At 38.2% G+C, this 21,270-nt stretch carries 16 protein-coding genes; 10 read left to right on the forward strand and 6 right to left on the reverse strand.

The window, feature by feature from the left end:
• Nucleotides 1-14: 14 nt before the first annotated feature.
• The 3 genes from PALPR_RS14985 to PALPR_RS14995 form a co-directional block, all read right to left on the reverse strand.
• Nucleotides 15-1,196 carry a SusE domain-containing protein gene (locus tag PALPR_RS14985; RefSeq protein ID WP_171805053.1) on the reverse strand — a complete coding sequence of 394 codons (1,182 nt, stop codon included), beginning with the start codon at nt 1,194-1,196 and terminating at the stop codon, nt 15-17.
• A 66-nt stretch (nt 1,197-1,262) separates the two neighbouring features.
• Nucleotides 1,263-2,861 (reverse strand): RagB/SusD family nutrient uptake outer membrane protein, encoded by a 1,599-nt coding sequence (locus tag PALPR_RS14990; RefSeq protein ID WP_013446510.1) that lies wholly within the window; start codon nt 2,859-2,861, stop codon nt 1,263-1,265.
• Nucleotides 2,862-2,885: 24 nt separating this feature from the next.
• Nucleotides 2,886-5,867: a SusC/RagA family TonB-linked outer membrane protein gene (locus PALPR_RS14995; RefSeq protein WP_013446511.1), complete on the reverse strand. Its 2,982-nt coding sequence runs from the start codon at nt 5,865-5,867 to the stop codon at nt 2,886-2,888.
• A gap of 424 nt (nt 5,868-6,291) precedes the next feature.
• Between PALPR_RS14995 and PALPR_RS15000 the strand changes: the two genes are divergently transcribed.
• The 5 genes from PALPR_RS15000 (at nt 6,292) to PALPR_RS15020 (ending at nt 12,412) form a co-directional block, all read left to right on the forward strand.
• The gene (locus tag PALPR_RS15000; RefSeq protein ID WP_013446512.1) at nt 6,292-7,302 is read left to right on the forward strand and encodes a LacI family DNA-binding transcriptional regulator; all 1,011 of its coding nucleotides are present in this window, start codon (nt 6,292-6,294) and stop codon (nt 7,300-7,302) included.
• Nucleotides 7,303-7,309: 7 nt separating this feature from the next.
• Entirely contained in the window at nt 7,310-8,674 is a 1,365-nt protein-coding gene (locus tag PALPR_RS15005; RefSeq protein ID WP_013446513.1) for an MFS transporter, read from the forward strand.
• Nucleotides 8,675-8,732: 58 nt separating this feature from the next.
• Complete coding sequence (locus tag PALPR_RS15010) at nt 8,733-9,716, forward strand: glycoside hydrolase family 65 protein (protein WP_013446514.1); 984 nt, start codon at nt 8,733-8,735, stop codon at nt 9,714-9,716.
• A 61-nt stretch (nt 9,717-9,777) separates the two neighbouring features.
• The gene (locus PALPR_RS15015; protein ID WP_083807211.1) at nt 9,778-11,517 is read left to right on the forward strand and encodes a DUF4153 domain-containing protein; all 1,740 of its coding nucleotides are present in this window, start codon (nt 9,778-9,780) and stop codon (nt 11,515-11,517) included.
• A gap of 394 nt (nt 11,518-11,911) precedes the next feature.
• A complete protein-coding gene (locus tag PALPR_RS15020) occupies nt 11,912-12,412 on the forward strand; it encodes a DMP19 family protein (protein WP_013446516.1) in 501 nt (166 codons plus the stop codon).
• A gap of 151 nt (nt 12,413-12,563) precedes the next feature.
• Here the strand turns inward: PALPR_RS15020 and kdsB are convergent, their stop codons facing one another.
• Complete coding sequence (gene kdsB, locus PALPR_RS15025) at nt 12,564-13,346, reverse strand: 3-deoxy-manno-octulosonate cytidylyltransferase (protein WP_013446517.1); 783 nt, start codon at nt 13,344-13,346, stop codon at nt 12,564-12,566.
• Nucleotides 13,347-13,371: 25 nt separating this feature from the next.
• Nucleotides 13,372-14,568, reverse strand: coding sequence for a lipoprotein N-acyltransferase Lnb domain-containing protein (locus PALPR_RS15030; protein ID WP_013446518.1), 1,197 nt, complete (start codon nt 14,566-14,568; stop codon nt 13,372-13,374).
• Nucleotides 14,569-14,819: 251 nt separating this feature from the next.
• Between PALPR_RS15030 and PALPR_RS15035 the strand changes: the two genes are divergently transcribed.
• Together PALPR_RS15035 and PALPR_RS15040 are read left to right on the forward strand one after the other, a co-directional pair.
• Entirely contained in the window at nt 14,820-15,521 is a 702-nt protein-coding gene (locus PALPR_RS15035; RefSeq protein WP_013446520.1) for a Crp/Fnr family transcriptional regulator, read from the forward strand.
• Between the two features lie 163 nt (nt 15,522-15,684).
• Nucleotides 15,685-17,901: a tetratricopeptide repeat protein gene (locus PALPR_RS15040; RefSeq protein WP_013446521.1), complete on the forward strand. Its 2,217-nt coding sequence runs from the start codon at nt 15,685-15,687 to the stop codon at nt 17,899-17,901.
• A gap of 6 nt (nt 17,902-17,907) precedes the next feature.
• Here PALPR_RS15040 and PALPR_RS15045 read toward each other — a convergent pair whose 3' ends face one another.
• Entirely contained in the window at nt 17,908-19,107 is a 1,200-nt protein-coding gene (locus PALPR_RS15045) for an acyloxyacyl hydrolase (RefSeq protein WP_013446522.1), read from the reverse strand.
• Between the two features lie 104 nt (nt 19,108-19,211).
• On the opposite strand from PALPR_RS15045, the gene gldF reads away from it, so the two are divergent.
• The 3 genes from gldF (at nt 19,212) to PALPR_RS15060 (ending at nt 21,183) form a co-directional block, all read left to right on the forward strand.
• A complete protein-coding gene (gene gldF, locus PALPR_RS15050) occupies nt 19,212-19,937 on the forward strand; it encodes a gliding motility-associated ABC transporter permease subunit GldF (RefSeq protein WP_013446523.1) in 726 nt (241 codons plus the stop codon).
• A gap of 59 nt (nt 19,938-19,996) precedes the next feature.
• The gene (gene surE, locus PALPR_RS15055; protein ID WP_013446524.1) at nt 19,997-20,755 is read left to right on the forward strand and encodes a 5'/3'-nucleotidase SurE; all 759 of its coding nucleotides are present in this window, start codon (nt 19,997-19,999) and stop codon (nt 20,753-20,755) included.
• Nucleotides 20,756-20,898: 143 nt separating this feature from the next.
• Nucleotides 20,899-21,183 carry a hypothetical protein gene (locus tag PALPR_RS15060; protein ID WP_013446525.1) on the forward strand — a complete coding sequence of 95 codons (285 nt, stop codon included), beginning with the start codon at nt 20,899-20,901 and terminating at the stop codon, nt 21,181-21,183.
• Nucleotides 21,184-21,270 lie beyond the last annotated feature (87 nt).

Raw genomic sequence — 21,270 nt, forward strand, 5'->3', positions numbered from 1 at the left:
AGAATTAATTTTTGTTATTTTTTAATAAAATAATAACTTCCATCAATGTCGTTAAATATGATAGTATAGCTACCTTTCTTAAATGAGATATTTTTACCTTTATATCCACCAATACCAGCTAGTCTATATCTATCGTCACGATGATCTGGACTGGGTGCTCCCCAATCATCTGTCCACGCAGAATTGGCTCTAAATTTGCAGCCTCCATCACTTGCATTGTCAGCTGCGAATGTGTAAGTAGTGTACCATAAATGACCACCGGCATTTGTATTTGCTGTGAAAAATTCCTCATTATTGCCACCCCAGTTATCAAAGTCGCCTACTAATCCAATTTTAGCATAGTTGCTTGTTGGTGCTGTAGTTGCTGCAATAGTGAGTTTATTATCAATCGAGTTCAACGTTAATGTATACCAACCATCAGCAGCTACTGTTATGTTATCATTTCCATTATATTTCAGCGCTCCGCCAGTCATTGCCCATGAAGGTGACCATGCACTAACATCACGAATTAATTTAAAGGAATCTGAAGATTTAATGTACACAGTAGTCGCAAATGTACCATCACCTGTTCCTGGATCATAGGATTTACCATTAATTACGCTTAATGGAATTAACGAACTTCCCAAACCGGCTACTGAATTATCCCATTTTCCACCTAAACCAACAATATACCAAGGACGTAAAGTTACATTATAATAATAATCCAATGGTTCAATATAAGGCTTGATTTTCAGTGAAATTACATTTGAATACAAAGGTTTTACTATTAAACTGTCTTTTATAGCAGAGTAACTTGCGTCACTAACATAAGCTTTAAGTCTGACATAAACAGTTTTGAACGACAAAGGTTCTGAAAAGGCACCACCATTAAATGCAATAAGAGCTTTATTCATTTCTTTCGTGCTTACGCCAACTTTTTCCCCATTAACTGTTGTAGGCAAAGTTTGATATGTTCCTGCTGCAAAGTTAGCATTACCACATACTTGAGTAGAGTAAGTAACAGCAGCGGTAAATCCGTAAGCAGGTTGTACGCAAGTAAGTGAATCCAAATCCTTAGATGAATTAGCAACATCCAGTACATAATTTGCATAACGAGGTTGATTGAGTTTGAAGCTAAGACTTCCATCAAGCGCCTGACTGTTGATAACAGTGGTTATTTTGTCTTCGCAAGATGTAAACCCAATCAGGGTGAGCAAAACAATAAATAATATATTATATCTTTTCATATGATTACTTTTTTATTAATTAGAATTTTACAACTATTAGAAACCCGGATTTTGTTTCAGGTTCGGATTTACATTTAAATCTGTTGCAGGGATAGGGTATAGATTATAAATACTGCTGAATTTTGTTCCGGCAGCTGTACCGCCTTTCCAATCCCATGTGTAGTCGCTTCCACCATAGTATCCAAAGCGAATAAGGTCTGTACGACGACGACCTTCGAAGTAGAATTCGCGAGACCATTCATCTAAAATTTTATCTAAAGTAATACTCGATAAAGCAGGAGCACTTCCGCTTGTTCTGTCGCGCAACTGATTAATTGTAGTAAGAGCTGTTGGAGCATCTCCTAAACGAAATGATGCTTCTGCATAAGTAAGATAAGCTTCTGCCAAACGGAAGAGAGGTACATCGGTATCAGTGAATTTTAAATCATTCGACACTTTACCATCTGACCGAACGTTTGAAAACTTGGTAACCGATAATCCTTGTTTGAAGACCGAATAGTTCAATATCGTCATCGGATCAGTCGATTTGCTGTCGGCTATATCCCAGCCCCAAAACATTGCTCTTTTATCTCCGGCAAAGGCTGTCAGTTTAGTTAGATCAGTTCCTACAGGAATTCCATTAGGAAAGAACTTGCGAGCCAATGCGGCACGTGCACGATTACCACCCCAACCTTCTGAGGTTCCCCATGCGGGCATTCCCGACGTATGGAAAGAGGCAATCATGAAAAGCGAATTTCCATAACTTTGAGTTTTTACGCCATCACATGCTATCGGCAAGATAATTTCCTGAGGAGCTGTGTTTGTTGAAGCATCAAAAGCACCTGCATTGTCGGCCATAAAAAGTTGTGCGTAGCTTGGATTCAGCTTGTAGCCCGAATCCATCACTTTCTTTGCATAAGTCTTTGCTGCGCTCCAGTTAGCAGTACCGGTATAAACTTCGGCATTCAAATACATGCGGGCTAATAACAACCACTCGGCAGCTTGATCTACACGATAGTATGTATTGGTGCGCGGTGCTGCTAAATCAGGTTCAATTGCTTTCAGTTCCTTTTCTAACCATGCAAATAAGTCGGCACGTCTCATTTGTTTTGGAGGATCAAGAGAAACAACTTCAGTAAATGGCACGTTTCCAAACAAATCCATCAAATAATAATAATTCAATGCGCGTAAGAAACGTACTTCAGCACGTTGTTTTACTGTTTTAGTATCGGTTGCACTTGCAGTTTGTTCTAAGAACAGGTTGCAAAGTGATACTCCAAAGTAAAAACGGGCATAGATACCGTTTACCTGGTCGTGCGATGCTGTCCATTTATTGAAATTTAGTTCGGGAATACCCGGGTCACCCCACGAACAAATAGCCTCATCGGTTGAAAGTTCATTTAAGTTCCATATTAACCTGATAAAAGAAGATGTTCCTTCATCTACTCCTGCTAAGTCGCCTTTACCGGCAGGACCCTGTTGTCCCGTAAGTGCCAACGATGCATATACCTTAGCAAATACGGCATCCTGATCAAAAGTTCGAATGGTACTTGGATCAATAGGTGTAACATTCAAGTCATTCACACACGATGACAGACCGATTGCAATTATAACGGACAAAATCGTGTTTGTTATTTTATTATGTTTTACATTCATGATTTACAATTTTTTACAGGTTAATTAAAAATTAAGGCTTAATCCAATCACTGCCATAATAGGGCGTGGGTAGATGTTGTTGTCTACTCCGGTGAAGACTTCAGGGTCTAATCCTTTGTATTTTGTAAATACAAATGGATTTTGTACAGTGGCAGATAAACGTCCGCTTGAGATAGCATGGAACAGGTTCTTAAATGTGTATCCAACAGTTATATTGTCAACACGAACAAACGATGCATTCTGTACATAAAAATCAGAGAAGTACCAGTTTGTTCTTCCTACGAAATTTGTTTCCATAGCCGAAATTGGTTTGTTTACAAAGAAACCTGAAGTTGACCAAACTCCGCTGGCTCCAACATTAGCTTTGTTGGCTGCAACATCGTTGTACACGTAGTTACCTAAACTGGCTCTTAATGTAACTCCAAAATCAAATTCTTTATAAACCAATTTTGACGATAGCCCCATGGTAACATCGGGTGCCGGATTATGATAATAATAACGGTCTGCATCATTTATTTTTCCATCACCGTTTCTGTCTACATATAACCCTTCAATTGGGTTGTGATTTCTGTCGTAAACCTGTTCGTAGACAAAGAATGAGTAAGCAGGGAATCCAACTTGATGAACTTCAACATAATTTCCGGTTCCGGAAGAAATATTTCTGTCGGCTACAGGAGTGCTGGCACCCGTACCGGTCAGCTTTGTAATTTTATTATAATTGTAGGTCGCATTATAGCTAATGTCCCAGGTCAAATCTTTTGTGGATATGGCTTTACCGGTTAGAGTAAATTCAATACCTTTATTTTCGAGAGATCCGATATTTTGGGTAACAATATTACTAAAGTTGGTACCTGCAGCAACATTCACTCTACTAATCAGATTGTCTGTTGCACGATAATATCCATCAATAGATCCTGTAATCCGATTGTTTAGTAACCCCCAATCTATACCTGCGTTGTAGGTTGTAGTTGTTTCCCATTTCAATTTTTTATTGTAAGGGTTTGGTCTGTAAGTCTGAATATAATTACCATCAATCGGATATGTTGCTCCTTCAATATTGGTTACATATACTGGAATATAAGGATAATCACCAATATCAGAACCTAAATTTTGTTGGCCGGTTTCTCCGTAGCCTAAACGAAGCTTTAAATCAGAGAAGATAGTGTTATTTTTCATAAAACCTTCTTCATTTATTTTCCATGCAAAGGCTAGTGAAGGGAATAAACTGCTTCGGTTTTCTTTTGCAAAGCGTGAAGAGCGATCATTACGAATCGTTGCGGTTAACAAATATCTCTCTAATAGTGTGTAATTAGCTCTACCAAAGAAAGAAACTAAGTAACTTTCTGTCTTAAATACATTGTTAGTTGTATTGGTAGTAAGATCCAATGCTGAATAGTGGCTATTTAGACTTCTGTAAAAATGTTGCCATTCATATCCTGCCATTACATCAAACTTTTGTACACCAATTTCTTTGGCATAGTTCATATAGTATGATAATGATCTGTTGTATTTGTAGATCTTTTCGTATCCTGTCCGTCCAACTTGTCCATCGCTGGCATTGGTGGTAGGGATAAACAAGTTTTGTTTACCATCAGATATTTCTGTTCCTAACGATAGATGTGCACGTAGTTCGGGTAGGAAATGTACTTTGTAATCAAATTCGGCATTTCCAATAAAGTCTTTCGAGTGTGCAATATCTTTCTTCAGGTTAAGTGTAGCAAGTGGGTTTGCCACTGATAAAGAATTCCATGTTGTTCCGGTTGTTATCCATTGCCAGTATCCCGCAAATGTTGTTTTGTAGGGTTCCTGAGTTGAAGTTACGGGTTGAGTAGGATCCATAGAAGCAGCTGCACCAATTACACCGGTATCTGCATATCTGTTGTTTACATACATACCTTTAGCATTCAACGAAACTTTCAAATGATCGTCGAAGAATGATGGGTTAAGGTTTACAGAACCTGTGTAACGTTCAAAATTTGATGTTTTTATAATACCATCCTGATTGGTATATCCGAACGAAGCACGATAGGGCATGTTTTTCAAACCACCCATGATACTGATATTGTGATCGTGGTTGATGGCTGTTTGGTAAATCTGACGTTGCCAGTCTGTACTTTCAGTGCCTAGTTTAGAAAGAGTTCCTGTTTGTCCAGCATAAAGTTTGTTGGCGTAATCACGAAACTGATTTCCGTTCATAACATCCAACGTCTTGCCAACAACGCTCATTGAAACATTTCCATCATACGAAACACGGGGCTTGGCTCCTTTTTCTCCTTTTTTGGTTGTAATAATAATTACACCGTTCGATGCTCTCGAACCGTAAATGGCAGTAGCAGATGCATCTTTCAGAACAGTAAATGATTCAATATCATTTGGATTGATCGTGCTTAATAAGTTTGATACTCCTTTGATGCCTTCATTATCCATTGCTAATCCATCTATCACGATTAACGGATCATTACTTGCATTAAGCGAAGAGCCGCCACGGATACGAATTTTAGCGCCGGCTCCAGGAGCTCCACCGTCAGATACCACATTTACACCGGCAATTTTTCCGGTAATCATGTCCTGAGCATTGGTGGTAAGTCCCTTGTTGAGTTTGTCGGGTTTGATAGATGTAAGAGAACCTGTAGCATCATTTTTTTTGACGGTAGCATATCCAATTGCAACTACTTCGCCAAGTGCTATAGCGTCTTCGTGTAGTTGAACTGTAATTTTTGTTTTTCCTGCCACAGGAACTTCTACAGAAAGATAACCTAAGTATTTAATTACCAAGGTCGCGTTAGGGGATGCAGAGATGGTGAATTCACCGTCCATATTGGTGATTACACCTTTTGAGGTGCCTTTTTCCAGGATACTTGCACCGAGAATGGTTTCTCCGGTTTTAGCATCCTTCACAATTCCTGAAACGGAAGTCTGTTGTGCATTGGCGTTAATTCCAAAAGCTAACATCGCTAAAACGGCTACAAATGCACGTAATTTGAGCTTAAAGTGATTGTACTTCATGCATTAAGTTTTTTTAAGGTTGAAACTCGTAATATATTTATAATGAGAAAAAAATAGAAAACAATTTTCATTAATTAAAACAACGTATCTTTTGATTTGTTCGTTGTTGTTAATCTTGAATATGTGTTGAGCATTTTTTATGGAGGCAAAAATAGATATAGATGTTTATTTGCAATCTTTGTTTTATCATTATGACATGAATTTTGAGCGCAAACGTTTGCGGCGGATATTTAGAATATTACGGCAAATAATTTTTTATTCGAATAATCTATTCTACTTTTGTAATTGAAATCTTATTTTGACTTATTTAAGTATCGAACAGCATAATCTATTAATGTTTAAAATACACTTATTTAGGATGTTGTGTTAGTCGGTACTTACTGTGAATTCAGTCAGGGGTTTCTGTAACCGAAAAATTTATAGCATGAAAAAAACGCAAATTACCATCAAGGATATTGCCAGAGAACTCAATATTTCACCCTCTACAGTTTCTCGTGCGCTAAAGAATCATCCCGATATCAGTCAGGTTACAAAAGATCTTGTAAACAAGTATGCCAAGGATTTTCATTACAAGCCTAATGCGCTGGCTCTCAGTTTACGAACCAGTAAGAATAACACCATTGGTGTGATAGTTCCGGAAATAAACAACTACTTTTTTTCATCCGTACTTTCGGGCATTGAGCAGATCGCCAATCAGGCAGATTATAATGTGATTGTTTGTCAGTCGGGCGAAAACTACGAGAAAGAAGTAAGAGACACTAAAGCTCTGATTTCTAGTCGGGTTTCAGGCGTTCTGGCATCGTTGTGTAAACATACGACTAACTACGACCATTTTCAGGATATTATTGACAGTGACATTCCACTGGTTTTTTTCGATAGAATTTGCATCGGTATTATTACCGACAGGGTGGTGGTGGATGACTACGCAGGAGCTTTTGCTGCTGTGGAGTATCTTATTCAGAGTGGGTGCAAGAGAATTGCTTTTTATAGTTCACCTTTTCATCTTGAAATATCCAAAAACCGGAAAAACGGATATCTGGACGCACTCCGAAAGTACGGTTTGATGGTGGATGAGTCGTTGATTCGTGTATGTGATACCCGCGAGGAAGCCATAATGATTACGCCCGAAATTTTAGACAGACCCGATAGGCCTGATGGATTTTTTGCCATCAATGATCATTGTGCCGCCGGAATAATGTATGCAGTCAAGTCGGCAAAACTAAAGGTGCCGGATGATATTGCAATTTTTGGTTTCTCCGACGGAGAATTGGCTAAAGCTTGCGATCCAATGCTTAGCACGGTAGAGCAGCATGGGTTTGAAATGGGGAAAAATGCAGCAACTCTGTTGCTCGACAAAATTGACGGAATAACGCACGGACAGTATACCAATAAAATCGTAAAAACAAATCTGATAATAAGAGGATCCACCAAATAATTATGTTATGAATACACAATCTCATACCCTGAAAACAAAACCACATTTCAGTTTTTTTCAAATTCTCAGCCTTAGCATGGGCTTTCTGGGAATTCAATTTGGCTATGCTTTGCAAAATGCCAATGCAAGTCGTATTCTTCAAACATTTGGTGCTGATATAGAACAGCTTTCGTGGTTCTGGTTAGCTGCGCCGATAACTGGGATGATTATACAACCGATTATTGGACATTATTCCGATCATACGTGGACTCGGCTGGGTCGTCGTCGTCCGTTTTTCTTAGCTGGTGCAATTTTGGCTTCAATTGCTTTAGTTTTGATGCCCAATGCTGGTGCTTTTGCCAGCTTTCTGCCGGCAATGTTTATAGGTGCCGGTTTTCTGATGATCATGGATGCTTCTTTCAATGTAGCAATGGAGCCATTTAGAGCCTTGGTTGCTGATATGCTTCCTGCCGATCAAAGTACGCTTGGTTTCTCGATACAGACTTTTTTAATCGGGATAGGTGCAGTGGTAGGTTCTTGGTTGCCGTATGCTCTGGCTCAGTGGTTTGGAATTTCTAAGGTAAATGAAAATGGGGGTATCCCTGATAATGTGGTGTTTTCATTTTATATAGGTGCAGCTGTCATGATTATCACGATTCTTTGGACAATATTTACCACCAAAGAATATTCTCCTGAAGAATTATCTGCGTTTAATGAAGATAAAGAAATTCATAAAGAAGACAAAAGCCAGTTTTCCGATATCTTCAGAGATTTTGTAGCGATGCCCAAAACAATGAAACAATTAGCTCCGGTTCAGTTCTTTTCCTGGATTGCTTTGTTTGGAATGTGGGTATTCACCACGCCAGCCGTTGCTCAGCATGTTTACGGTCTGGCAGTTACGGATACAAAATCAGTCACCTATCAGGATGCCGGCAACTGGGTAGGTATTATTTTCGGGGTATACAATGCCGTAGCAATGCTGTATGCTTTAATGCTTCCTGCAATTGCTCATCAGATTGGACGAAAGCTGACACATAGCCTCTCGCTCACTGCCGGAGCCATAGGTTTGATTTCTATATATTTTATAAGTAATCCTACAATTCTTATTGTTTCGATGGTAGGCGTTGGCATGGCTTGGGGAAGTATTTTATCCATGCCTTATGCTATATTGGCACCCGCACTACCAATACGTAAAATGGGTGTATACATGGGTATTTTTAATATCTTTATTACTGTTCCGCAGATTATCAATGGATTTTTTGGAGGTATGATTATCAAACGTTTTTTCGGCTCACAGGCAATTTACGCCTTGATTATGTCGGGTGTCTTTTTGCTATTAGCCGCATTGAGTGTCCTTTGGGTAGAAGATAAGCAACGGGATAATGTTCGTTAGTGCTATATTCTCAGGCTTATTCAGGAATTTTCAGTATAACTAATAATTGACAAAGCTTATGCAAACTGATTCATGGAATATAATTGAAGACGATTTTCAACCAAGCAAACAACTAGAAAGAGAAATTGCTTTTGGCCTTTCAAACGGTTATATTGCTCAACGTGCTAACTTTGAAGAGTATTATTCCGGCGAAACCCGATTGGGATCGTATGTAAATGGAATTTATTCTCAAAATACAGATACGGACGATAGCGGATTGTTGAAGGATGATTGCGGTTTGCTGAAAACGCCAAACTGGTGTGGTATAATTGTTAGATTAAACGAAGAAGTTGTAGACTTGGCAACATGGGAGGTGTTGAGCTTTAAAAGTGTGCTGAATATACAAGAGGGAGTTTTGGAGAGATTTTTCGAGGCAGTTTCACCTCGCAAACATAAGATTGAAGTTACTGTCAAACGCTTTCTGAGTATGGACGAAAGAGAAGTCGCAGCGATAAAGTATTCAGTCAAATCGATTGATTTTGAGGGACGAATTTCATTCATGCCGGTGATAGACGCCAACGTAATAAATCCAAAGGATAATAATGAGCAATTGTGGAATGTTTTGCAGGTCAAAACTCAGCAAAATGTTTCATATCTTTGGGCGCAGGTTCGCCATCAAAAGGTTCAATTTTGTGGAGCGCATTCTTATGCATTGTATAAGAATAATGAACAGCTAAAAGTGAATCCCACGAAAATAGAAAAGGAGAGAATTGCCGGGTTTAGCATGGGAGCGGATGTGAAAGCAGGAGATACCATTTATATGAACAAGTACATTGCGATAGCTGATTCGTTGACACGCCCCAACGAAAATCTTCCCGATTATGTTTGTCAATTGGCTCTGAATTCGAAGGAAAAAGGTTGGCAGAAATTATTTGAAGAACACTGTGGTGTGTGCGTTGCGCGATGGTTTCAGGCGGGTTTGACTGCTGAAGATAACATTGAGAATCAACAAAATCTTATTCAAGCGGTGTTTATGAATAATATGAATATTCATTGTAAGTAAATAGTCCTCAAAGTATTTAAATAGAAGATTTGAAATAAGGAACAAAATTCAGTCACGCGTTATGAAAAAACTCTCCCTACAAGTAATGATCTCCAGATTTCGTCAGGTTTTAATACGGTTTCCGTTTTCGCTGAGCTTTATTGTTGGATTTTCGGTGCTTTGTTTCATGTCTATTCAAAGGGTGAATGTAGATATTCAAGAGCGTTTGTGGGCATTCTTTGGTTTGGGCACACTATTGAACGTGGCAGCAACTTTATATCTTGAAGATTTAAAAAACTCGTTTCAGAAAATTTCGCTCAATCTGTTATTGATAATTATTTTTGCAGTGTATTGTTTTATGCTTCCCGAAAAACTGATAGAATTCCAGTATTATCAGTTGTTTTCACTGGGATTGGTGTTTACATTGGCTGCTTTTTTTATTTCATTTCTCCGTAAAAACAGTGAAATTCCTTTCTGGAATTTCAGTAAGCAAAGTATCATTCAGCTTATTATTACCGTTGTATTTGCTGCGGTGTTATATGGCGGACTTGGTTTGGCTATTTTGTCGCTTGATAAGCTGTTCAAGATCGAAATTAGTTCTAAAGTATATGCTCATCTGGCTGTGTTCAGTTTCGTGCTGTTTGCCCCAACTTACTTCTTGTCAAACATCCCCGATAAAATTGAAAAAAGGAAACAGGAATTTAGCTTTGAAAAAATTATAAAGATATTTGGTCTGTATATTCTGCTCCCAATCTTGGCAATTTATACCTTAATACTGTATGTTTATTTAATCCAGATAGTTCTCAAATGGCAATTGCCAAATGGTTGGGTTTCTACCCTTGTTTCGGTACTCGGATTGGGTGGTTTCTTGTGTATGCTTATTTTGCATCCACTTTATTTGAGCAATAAAAATAAAGTGGTTGATGTATTTGTCAGACTATTTCCGGTATTGCTGTTTCCCCTACTGGTTCTTATGTCTGTGGGCATTTATCGCCGTATCGCCGATTATGATTTAACTATCAACAGGCTGTATGTTATGATCCTGAATTTATGGTTTTACGGCATAAGTATTTACCTTCTTGTGTCAAAAGCTAAACAGATAAAATGGATTGTGATTTCTTTTGCAACGATTACCTTTTTAAGTTCAATAGGTCCTTGGAGTGTTTTTAGTGTGACCCGGAATTCTTTGAAAACCCAGCTGGAAAAGCAACTTACCGTTTTGCACATGTTGAAAGATGGAAAAATCGTTCCAAAGCAAACTCAACAAAAAGATACAGCTACGGTACAAAGGGCGACTGAAACTGTAAGGTATCTGGTTCTGAGCTACGGAGCAGAAAGCCTTCAGCCATATTTTAGTAATTCGCTCAAAAATAAACACGTGTATGATATTCTGGAACAACTGAATCTAAACACGAATGATATTGATGTTAACCGATATTTTCATCTGTATTTGGAAAATGATTCTTGTATCTTTAATACGGATTCTTATCCTGTTTTTGTAGATCTGAATGTTTTTAATTCGGGAAGTAATACCGATAGAGCAAAGAATATCTGCGAAAACAGTCAGCTAAAGGTTGAGTTTTACAACGGTGATTTGCTTGTAACCAATAAGCTCATAAAGAACGGTACTTATACTATAGCACTCAGAAATAAGATAAAATCACTGTTGAAGTATAATATTGAGAAGATAAATTCGCCTGAAAAGATGACGATAAAGTCAGAAAATTACAAGTTAATATTAAAAACGGTGAGTGGTAAGCGCAACGCAACAAAAGAGGGAATAGAGTTGAGTAATTTTGATGCTTATTTATTCTTAAAATAACCTGAGTTCGATATAAGCAAACAGCTAACAATCAATTATAAGTGGATTTAGAATCCTGAAAAGGATTCAATGTAAATAACCGCGGGTGTAACCCGTGGTATTTGTACAAAACAATCAGAACCCCGAATGGGGTTCAATATCATATTATTTATATATTGAACCCCATTCGGGGTTCGCATTCATGCCCTGTCTTTTCCACGGGTTACACCCGCGGTTATTCATATTCAAGTCCTTCGGACTTGTAAAATAGTGAGATTCAAAAGAATCTTATATCTAACTCACGTTAAAATTGTATTGTTTGATCTTTTTAGCTGAAATCTATCTGTGATCTGTATTGTTATCAGCATTTAATTCTAACTTTGCGGTTTCAAAAATAATACTTTAAACAAAGCAAATGATTCAAATAAAAGACAGTGATTTGGCAGCAGCTGCCTGTAAGGGGATGGATGAATTCTTACAAGTGTTTACCGATGCTTATCTTCAGGCTTTGGGTGGAAAACTTACTGCCGATAACATGCAACTTTTAAATGGAAGTCAGCATACCTTGTTGGCGCATCGGTTTTTTCAGGACGAAATGCGCGATGGTGGTTTTGTTCAGCTCATTCAAAACGGGTATGGAGGGTATATTTTTGAAAATCCTTTTGCTAAAGCTATCAAACAATTTGGCGCTGCAGAACTGGCTAAACTGATATACAAAGCTAAAGAGATTTATGATCCTAATAAGACAGCGCTGGAACGCGAAACAACAGAGGAGGAATTTAATGCGATGTATGTGGATTTTGAGGTTTTTGATGATCTGGAAGAACTCTATTTTGACATTGAAGAACAACAAACAGCTTTGATTGCTGCCTACGTGGATAATCATATTGCTGATTTTGCCGAGATAGTAGACTGAGACCTGTCAGTGCCATCAAATACATCAATCACTCGTCAGTGCTCATCAATCACTCATCAGCGCTCATCAATCACTCGTCAGCGCCTATCAATTGGCTGTTAGTGCTCTTCAATCTCTTGTTAGCACCGACTGACCGCTTGTTGCTTCTTGTTTAACTATCTTTCAGTAAATCTTTCACTTTTTCCAAATCTTCGGGAGTGTCAATACCCACAGTTTCTACGTCGGTAAAGCCAACTTTAATGCGATAGCCGTTTTCAAGCCATCGGAGCTGTTCCAACGATTCGGCAATTTCAAGTGGCGATTGTTCCAATAGCGTGAGTTCCCGAAGCACATCGGCCCGGTAAGCATAAATACCCACGTGCTTAAGGTAGGGGTGAAGTGAAATCCAGTCTTCCAGCTCTGCCCCGCGTCTGTATGGAATTACAGAACGGCTGAAGTACATTGCCTCATTGAGTTTATTTATAACCAGTTTTGGGTTATTGGGGTTAGTGATAAATTCTATGCTGTCCTTTGCAGTTACTTTTTTAGCCAACGTGGCAATCTGAGTATTGGTATCAGCAAAGCAGTTCTGCAGTTCAATGATCTGTTCCGGTTGTATGAAAGGTTCATCGCCCTGAATATTGACCACCACATCAAACCATTCATCCAATTTTGTAAATGCTTCAAAACACCGGTCGGTTCCGCTTTTGTGTTTGTCGGAAGTCATTATTGCCTTGCCCCCGAAACTAATCACAGCTTCGAAAATACGGTTGTCGTCTGTAGCTACATATACATTTTCCAATGCTTTTGATACCTGTTCATACACGCGTTGTATCATCGTTTTTCCTCCGATGTCCACTAATGGTTTCCCCGGAAAACGGGTTGAAGCAAAGCGGGCAGGGATAATTCCTACAAATCGTAATGAAGCAGGTTCTTTTAATGAAGTTGGTGACATAAAGTGTAAAGTAAGTGATTGTAATTTATCTTCTGCGGCGGTAAATTTTTTTTCTGGATAATGATATCCAACTGACACTGCGCATGAGTAATAAAACTATTATTGGATAAGCTGCGATGTTTATTGACTGTACCGAAATGGCAAATGTAAACAGTGCAGCCAATAAGAAAACAACGTTTATAATTTGGTAGAAGAACAGAGCAACCCGCAATCTTCTGACCCAGAGTAACGAAACAATTATCAAACTGAGCGGGTTGAGCCAGAGCAGATTTAAGTTCGATTTCACCAATGGATGCAACGAGAAGAACATCAGATAGGCAATGATTACTCCGGCCACACCGGTAAGTCCAAATAGAAATGCATCAAACGGTCTGTAATAATATCTTCGTTTGGTGTCCCAAAAGGTGATTGCCGATCCAATGATTAAAAGAATTATCGAAAATGCCATCGGTTTAAAAAGCCAAAAAGTAGATTCTTCTTTCGTGTCTATTTTCTGAACTAATATCCGTCTTTCAGATATCAGTTTTTTAGTTCCTCCTTCACGTGCAGTTATTTGAGCTGTTTGAAATTCTCCCATCAGAACTTCAGGTAAAAACATACTTTCACTTTCAGACGCTATTCTGTCTGCTCTTATCCCGAAAACCAAATCAATGCCGAATTTTAACCACGTGTCGTTCCCTACATAGGAACCGACTAATTGCCTAAATGTTTTGGATTCATAGTTTTCCTGAAACTTCACGTAGCCATGAAGAGAGGCCAATATTTTATCGCGTGGGCGGGTGGCACAGTTGTCAAAAATAAAATTGTACCGATACGTTCTGTTTTCAGGCAAATAATTCTGCATTAGAAGATTGAATAAATCTCTTTTTTCGGCTGCCGAAAGGTTCAAAACCTGCTCCACTACCATTGAGTTTCGTTGAGCGTATTCAGGCAGAAAGTTTCGGGTGTCGTATATACCAAGTTGATAGTCTGTTTCACCTTTTATAAATTTGTAATAAAAGTTGCTGGTCTCAAAACTAAAAATGCCATAGTTGAAAACAACATCAATGTTGTTTTTTTTGTCGGCAATTCGAATGGCAGTATGCCCGAACTTTGAATAAACTTCTTCACCCGGCGAACAAGTTAACAGGCTGACAACTGCAGAGTCACTAATTGAAACTTGTTGGGCTTTTACATTCATTACGCACAAAAAAATGGCGATGACCAGAAAGGCTTTTTTCATATGGAGCGGTAGTTAGTGTTTATTACAAAAGTAATAATTATTTTTATCTAAAAAAGACTTTTTGCAAACATGGTTAATAAATTCTAATAAAAAAGTGTTAAAAATGGTTGTTTGGCGCCGCTTTAAGCAACATTTGTCAGTATTTATAGATAATAAGTTGTTTTTTTCAACGCTTATTGTGTTATTTCTCGAAAAATCACTAAATTTGTGCTTTATAACATTGTTGTCAAACATATTTCTGATAGATTTTTATGGCAAAAAAACATGTTTCTGATTTAAAACCAATTGAAGAAATCTTTTCGGTTTGGGATGTACTTACACCTGATGAAAGGCAATTTGTACGCAGTAATTATTCAATTCACCACTTTAAAAAGAACGAATTAATACATTGCGAAAATGATCAACCAACACACATGATGATTTTAGCAAGTGGAAAAGTAAAAGTCTATAAAGAGGGAGTTGGAAGTCGTTCTCAGATCATAAGAATGCTTAAACCGGGTGAACATTTCGGTTATCGTGCTATTATTGCCAACGAAAATTATAATACAAATACTGCTGCTTTTGAAGCTTCTACAGTGTATATGATTAAAGCAGAAATATTCCTGTCCATACTCCGTCACAACAATTCTTTTTGCTATCGTTTTTTAGAAGAAATAGCTACAGATCTGGGAGCTTCTGATGCGCGGACTGTCAATTTGACACAAAAACATATCCGTGGCAGGTTAGCTGAAGCCTTATTACTTCTCCGAAAAAACTATGGATTAGAAGAAGATGGAGCCACAATCAGTATTTACCTCTCTCGCGAAGATCTGGCTAATCTGTCTAATATGACCACCTCAAATGCCATTCGTACTCTCTCTAATTTTGTAAATGAGCATGTTATAGCCATGGATGGGCGAAAACTTAAAATTATTGATGAAGAAAGACTTCGTAAAATAAGCAAAATAGGCTAAGCATTGGAATAGTTTTTGATAGATACATACCTACCATTAGGCATTGGTTTTATTTGAAGATTAAAAATGCATTCTTCTTGTGATTCTTTGTTGCTGATAATGAGACTTATTTTCCTTACTTTACAGTTTAATTTTCATAAATCCGTTAGAAGGCAATAAAAATATGAATATCAATCAAATTCATGAAGCGTACACTGCTGCCTTACACTTTCTTGCGTCAGGGCAGTTGAATAATGCCTTTAATAAAACGGAAGATCTAATCACTGAACTACAGTTGGGTGAATACTCAGATAGATTAAATGATCTGCGGCAAAATTATCAGTATTTATTGCAGTATTATATTTCCGGTGTTGATGATCCCGAACGGAAGTTGGTGTACAATAAATTGATAGCTAAAACTTTTGTGCTTAATTCTGATTTAAAAGAAGAAGTGCTTCTTCGGAATTCTTCGAACTATGAGTATTCTCAAAAACGATACTTTCCGCATACCAAACGACACCATTCTCCAGCCGAATTATTTGCATCTTTTCTGTATTTCTATAATCAAACCGAACTGCTGAGAAATGATGCCGAAAATCATGATGTAGAATTGAAACGACTTCGTACAAATTACGAGTTGTTATTGCCGGATATTTTTGGATTGTTTTGGTTGAAAACCTCGTATGGAACTGAAGAAAAACAACTCTTTGGCAAGATACTTGAAGATTCTTATCCGGGTTCGATCGAAAAATCGATAGTCATTTCGGCACTTACTCTTAATCTATGGAGAATGTTTGATGAAGCCAAGCTCTCGTTACTCCTCGACGCATGTTTGAGTAAGAATCAGCAGATCAAACAGCGGGCTTTGGTCGGACTCTGTTTTGTGCTGGCCAAATACAATCAGTTTTTACCTTACTTCCCTGCTATCAGAAACCGATTGGTGCTGCTGGCAGACGACAGCCACGTGGTGGAAAACTTTCAAAATATAATCATACAGATTATAGCCACTGTAGAAACAGACAAAATCACTAAACGAATGCAGGAAGAAATTCTGCCGGAAGTGATGAAAATCAGCCCTAAACTGAAGGATAAAATGGACGCTGATAGTTTGTTGAATTCTGATGAGTGGAACGAAGAAAATCCTGAATGGCAGGATATGCTCGACGAAAGTGGTGTGGGTGATAAACTAAAAGAGTTGAGCCAAATGCAATTGGAGGGAGCTGACGTTTATATGAGTACTTTTTCATTATTGAAAAGTTTTCCTTTTTTCTCCGAATTTACACATTGGTTTATGCCTTTTGAACCTGCTTATTCGAGTGTAAATGAGCTTTTTGTCGGTGAAGATAATACTTTGTTGAGTGCTTTCTTGGGTAACAACATGATGTGTAATTCAGATAAATACTCATTTTGTTTAAGTGTGCTTCAGATGCCTGAATCTCAGCGAGGAATGATAAAACAGTCATTCAAAATGGAGGCCGAACAATTGAGCGAAATGGCTAAAGATGAGGCAATACTTACTCCCGACTTGGCTTCAAAGAATATTTCCAAACAATATATTCAGGATTTATTCAGGTTCTTCAAGCTGAATTCAAAGCATACGGATTTTGATGATATGTTTTCTTTGTCATTATTCATGCACCGTTCTTTTTTGTTCGATATTTTGTCTAATAATGCGGGTTTTAAATCAAATATTGCTGAATATTATTTTTCAAAAAACCATTATCATCAGGCACTTGATTTGTTTGAAGAAATTCAGTTGGAAACAGAACCGACTGCTGCACTTTATCAGAAAATAGGTTACATGTATCAGCAAACGTCACAATTTCAAAAGGCGCTTGATGCTTATATGAAGGCAGATTTCATTCAACCGGATGATATCTGGACTGTTCGGAAAATAGCGTTGTGTCACCGTTTGTCTGGCAATTTTGAAAAAGCATTGGAGTATTATCTGCATGTGGATTATCTAAGACCTAATATCACAAGCGTGATGATGCAGATCGGACATTGTTATCTGGAACTGAAAAAGTTTAATGAAGCATTGGGTATTTATTTTAAACTGGATGCTTTGGATGGTGAAAATGTGAAGGTTTGGAGGGCTATTTCCTGGTGCTCTTTTGTTTCGGGCAATATAAAGCAAGCTCATTATTATAGCGAAAAGGTATTGGAGTATGCTGAGCCGGGAGCTCAGGATTATTTGAATGCCGGCCATGTAGCATGGTGTCAGCGAAAGATAAGTGCGGCGATAGAACACTATCGAATGAGCTTGAGTTTGCAGTTGAATAATTGGGATATCTTCATCGAAACTTTTAATGAAGACAAACCATATTTAATTGCCAATGGTGTAGACAAAGATGAAATACCATTGCTGCTCGATGCGCTGATGTCAACTCCTGATATCTAAAGGAAATTAAAAGACATACCCGAGTCCCCATTCAATGAATTCAGCTTTCTGAAGGTGAGTTTTCAGCCCAAGCGAAAGAAAATAATGCTCGTTTAGCGCGTATTTTAAAGCGGCTCTGCTATAAAACCATCCATCTTCTTTGTCAATATCATATTTATATATGAGTGGCTTATGTAATGTGCCAACTTTAGCATCGTTGTAGGGTGACAGGTTTTTAAGCGGGTCGTAAAGATATAAGCCAAAATCAAATCCGGCAATAAATCGCCCGAGTAATATCTCGTGTTGCCACGAAACACCTACGCGAATTTTGTTTTTGAACTCATCTGTAGTGATGTAGGTTCTTTCAAATGATGTTCTTCCATTGTAAGCACCATCGTAAAAAGCATCGACTCCAAGTCCCATTCTGTAAAAGTTCGATAACGGTCGATAAACGCCAAAGGAGACTGAAGCGATTGGAAATGTTTTGTCGTCCTTGTAATATAGCTGCCTGAAACCTCCCGAAACAATGACTTCGTAACTAAATTTTCGAGGAATTTTTTGTACATAATGAGCTGTCGGAGATTGATAATTCTCGTAGTTCGGAAAGTATTTTACACCCACGAAACCATTTAGTAGATTTAGCCCCGAATTCGGTGCAACTGCACTTCCATTTGACATGTGATTCCAGGTATATTCGGCCATTAAACTAAACCCTTTTGCAATGGGGATTTCAAGACTTCCGCCCCCGGCAAAATAAACATTTAGGGCAGAACCGATAGCGCCGTTGGTTCCAGTCAACGATGGCAGTGTGTTGCCTTGCGAATCCTTGTTCGTGTTGTAATAGGTTTTCGTCAGATAGCTGGCTCCGGCACCTGCTTTCAGGCTTAGATTAAATAAATTCGTTCTTATCAAGGGAAAATTGATGTATGGATAAAGGGCAAATGCATTTCCAAGCTTTTGTGGATTTCCGAGATTCAGCCAAACAGCTCCAACTCCAACTGAGGGGAAACCCGTGAACTGATGCCACGATTTTTCACCCATGGTTTGAAATTCCAGAGATAATTCTGCTCCGGTCACAGGATTTGAAACCAGTTCCTTAACGTGTTGGTCGTGAGGAAGAATTTTGCCATAAATGCCTTCCAGCTTCCAACTGTAGTTCTGATATGTCTGAGCACACAATGTGTTTACGCTTAGTATTAAGATAATAAAAAAGAGGTTTTTCTTCATAAAAGCCTGATTAGTTATTGCCGACGCATTCGATTTTTTTGGTTACCTTTGACACCACAAATGTAGTAAATTATTTAGTAATTATAAATTATTAATAGACAGGCATGTTTTCAATTTTCAAAAAAGAACTCAGGGCTTTTTTTAGCAATGCAACCGGTTATATTGTTATCGGTATATTTCTAATCCTCAGCGGTCTGTTTCTGTGGGTGATCCCCGGAGAGTATAATATCCTCGATTCGGGATATGCCAATGTCGATGGTCTTTTTTATTTGGCTCCATGGCTGTTTTTGTTTCTTTGTCCTGCTGTCACAATGCGTCTTTTTGCAGAAGAAAAACAAAGTGGAACATGGGAATTTTTAACAACAAAGCCAATAAGTAAACTGCATTTAACTCTTGGAAAATACTTTGCAGGTTGGGTGTTGGTTACGCTGGCCTTGTTACCTACGTTATTGTATTATTTTACGGTATCTCATATTGCAGAGCCAGTTGGCAATATTGATTCCGGAGCTTTCTGGGGTTCGTTTATCGGGCTTTTATTTCTGGCGGCAATATATGTGAGTATTGGTTTGTTTTCTTCATCGGTGTCAAACAATCAAATTGTTTCGTTTGTTGTGGCTGTAGTTCTTTCTTTCTTTTTTTACTACGGATTTGAGGTTATTACCAGCTTTTTTACTTCTGGTGAGTCTATCCAGATTATTGAGAATCTGGGAATTCATTCGCATTATAAATCAATGAGTCGTGGGGTAATTGATTCTCGCGATGTGCTTTATTTTTTGCTGGTATGCACTGGATTTATATCGGCTACGGTCTGGAAGATAAAGAAGAAGTAGGTAGTAGGTGTAAAACGATTACGTCATTACACTATAAATAAAAAATTACACATTAAAATATGAATAAACCGCTTATATTAATAACGAATGATGATGGTCATGATGCAAATGGAATAGCAGTTCTGACACGGTTAATGATGAAAATAGGGGATGTGGTTGTGGTTGCTCCCGATGGACCACGTTCGGCACAGTCGAATGCTCTTACAGTGACGCATCCGATTCGGTTTAAGAAAATTGAGGAGACAGAAGGATTGATCCGGTATATTTGTACTGGTACTCCTACCGACTGTGTAAAACTGGCCTTGAATGAAATCGTTGAGCGAAAACCTGATTTAGTGGTAGCGGGCATCAATCATGGATCGAATGCAGCGGTTAATGTGATCTATTCGGGTACTATGGGTGCTGTCCTTGAAGGTTGCGAAAATGGAATTTTATCCATAGGATTCTCTATCTGTGATCATTCTATGGATGCTGATTTTAGTGTTTTTGAACCCTGTATTCTCAAGATAACCCGTGAGGCATTGCGAAACGGATTGCCACATGCTACCTGTTTGAATGTGAATGCTCCGGTTGGAGAAATAAAAGGAGTTAAGGTTGCTCGCCAATGTGACGGAAGATGGACCAAAGAATATGCTAAGCGTACCGATCCGCGTGGTGGTTCTTATTTCTGGCTTACAGGAAATTTTGAGAATCACGAACCCGAATCGACTGATACTGATGAATGGGCTTTGAGTCAGGGTTATATCTCAATTGTACCTACTAAAATTGACCTGACCGCATATCAGGCTATGGATGAGATTTGTGGTTGGGAATTTTGAATAGGGGTAAGGAGTAAGGAGTAAGAGGTAAGGGGTAAGTACCTGATTTCAATATTCGAATATAAGCTCTTTTGTGAACGACAGTAGTTTTAATATAAAACCAATTCCCAATCAACTAATCAACCAATTCCCAATCAACCAACATGAAACGCTTCAATCATTTTCTTTATGGTTTTGTTCCGGGTTTAATACTGCCTGTACTATTTATGTGGGTGTATTTGAATCGTTTTTATCCGCATGATTTGTCTTTTATTGAAACGCTGAAAGAACTTTATCCGGGTATATTGTTGGGAAAATTGCTTCTGCTGTCAGCCATACCTAATCTGGTGCTTGTTTTTGTGTTTTATAAATCAGATAGCTTTAAAATTGCAACGGGAGTACTTATAGGCGGAATGCCTTATTTTATTGCTAGTATTTTTATGCTTTAGTTCAGAGGTAAGAAGTAAGAGGTAAGAAGTAAGAGGTAAGAAGTAAGAGGTAAGAAGCAAGAAGTAAGTACCCGAACCAGCTTAAAT

The sequence above is a fragment of the Paludibacter propionicigenes WB4 genome (assembly GCF_000183135.1).
Taxonomy (GTDB): domain Bacteria; phylum Bacteroidota; class Bacteroidia; order Bacteroidales; family Paludibacteraceae; genus Paludibacter; species Paludibacter propionicigenes.

Excerpts from the sequence above, each read along its gene's own strand:
- PALPR_RS14990 (WP_013446510.1), bottom strand. The coding sequence starts at position 2,861 with ATGAATGTAAAACATAATAAAATAACAAACACGATTTTGTCCGTTATA.
- PALPR_RS14995 (WP_013446511.1), bottom strand. The coding sequence starts at position 5,867 with ATGAAGTACAATCACTTTAAGCTCAAATTACGTGCATTTGTAGCCGTT.
- PALPR_RS15000 (WP_013446512.1), top strand. The coding sequence starts at position 6,292 with ATGAAAAAAACGCAAATTACCATCAAGGATATTGCCAGAGAACTCAAT.
- PALPR_RS15005 (WP_013446513.1), top strand. The coding sequence starts at position 7,310 with ATGAATACACAATCTCATACCCTGAAAACAAAACCACATTTCAGTTTT.
- PALPR_RS15010 (WP_013446514.1), top strand. The coding sequence starts at position 8,733 with ATGCAAACTGATTCATGGAATATAATTGAAGACGATTTTCAACCAAGC.
- PALPR_RS15015 (WP_083807211.1), top strand. The coding sequence starts at position 9,778 with ATGAAAAAACTCTCCCTACAAGTAATGATCTCCAGATTTCGTCAGGTT.
- PALPR_RS15020 (WP_013446516.1), top strand. The coding sequence starts at position 11,912 with ATGATTCAAATAAAAGACAGTGATTTGGCAGCAGCTGCCTGTAAGGGG.
- kdsB (WP_013446517.1), bottom strand. The coding sequence starts at position 13,346 with ATGTCACCAACTTCATTAAAAGAACCTGCTTCATTACGATTTGTAGGA.
- PALPR_RS15030 (WP_013446518.1), bottom strand. The coding sequence starts at position 14,568 with ATGAAAAAAGCCTTTCTGGTCATCGCCATTTTTTTGTGCGTAATGAAT.
- PALPR_RS15035 (WP_013446520.1), top strand. The coding sequence starts at position 14,820 with ATGGCAAAAAAACATGTTTCTGATTTAAAACCAATTGAAGAAATCTTT.
- PALPR_RS15040 (WP_013446521.1), top strand. The coding sequence starts at position 15,685 with ATGAATATCAATCAAATTCATGAAGCGTACACTGCTGCCTTACACTTT.
- PALPR_RS15045 (WP_013446522.1), bottom strand. The coding sequence starts at position 19,107 with ATGAAGAAAAACCTCTTTTTTATTATCTTAATACTAAGCGTAAACACA.
- gldF (WP_013446523.1), top strand. The coding sequence starts at position 19,212 with ATGTTTTCAATTTTCAAAAAAGAACTCAGGGCTTTTTTTAGCAATGCA.
- surE (WP_013446524.1), top strand. The coding sequence starts at position 19,997 with ATGAATAAACCGCTTATATTAATAACGAATGATGATGGTCATGATGCA.
- PALPR_RS15060 (WP_013446525.1), top strand. The coding sequence starts at position 20,899 with ATGAAACGCTTCAATCATTTTCTTTATGGTTTTGTTCCGGGTTTAATA.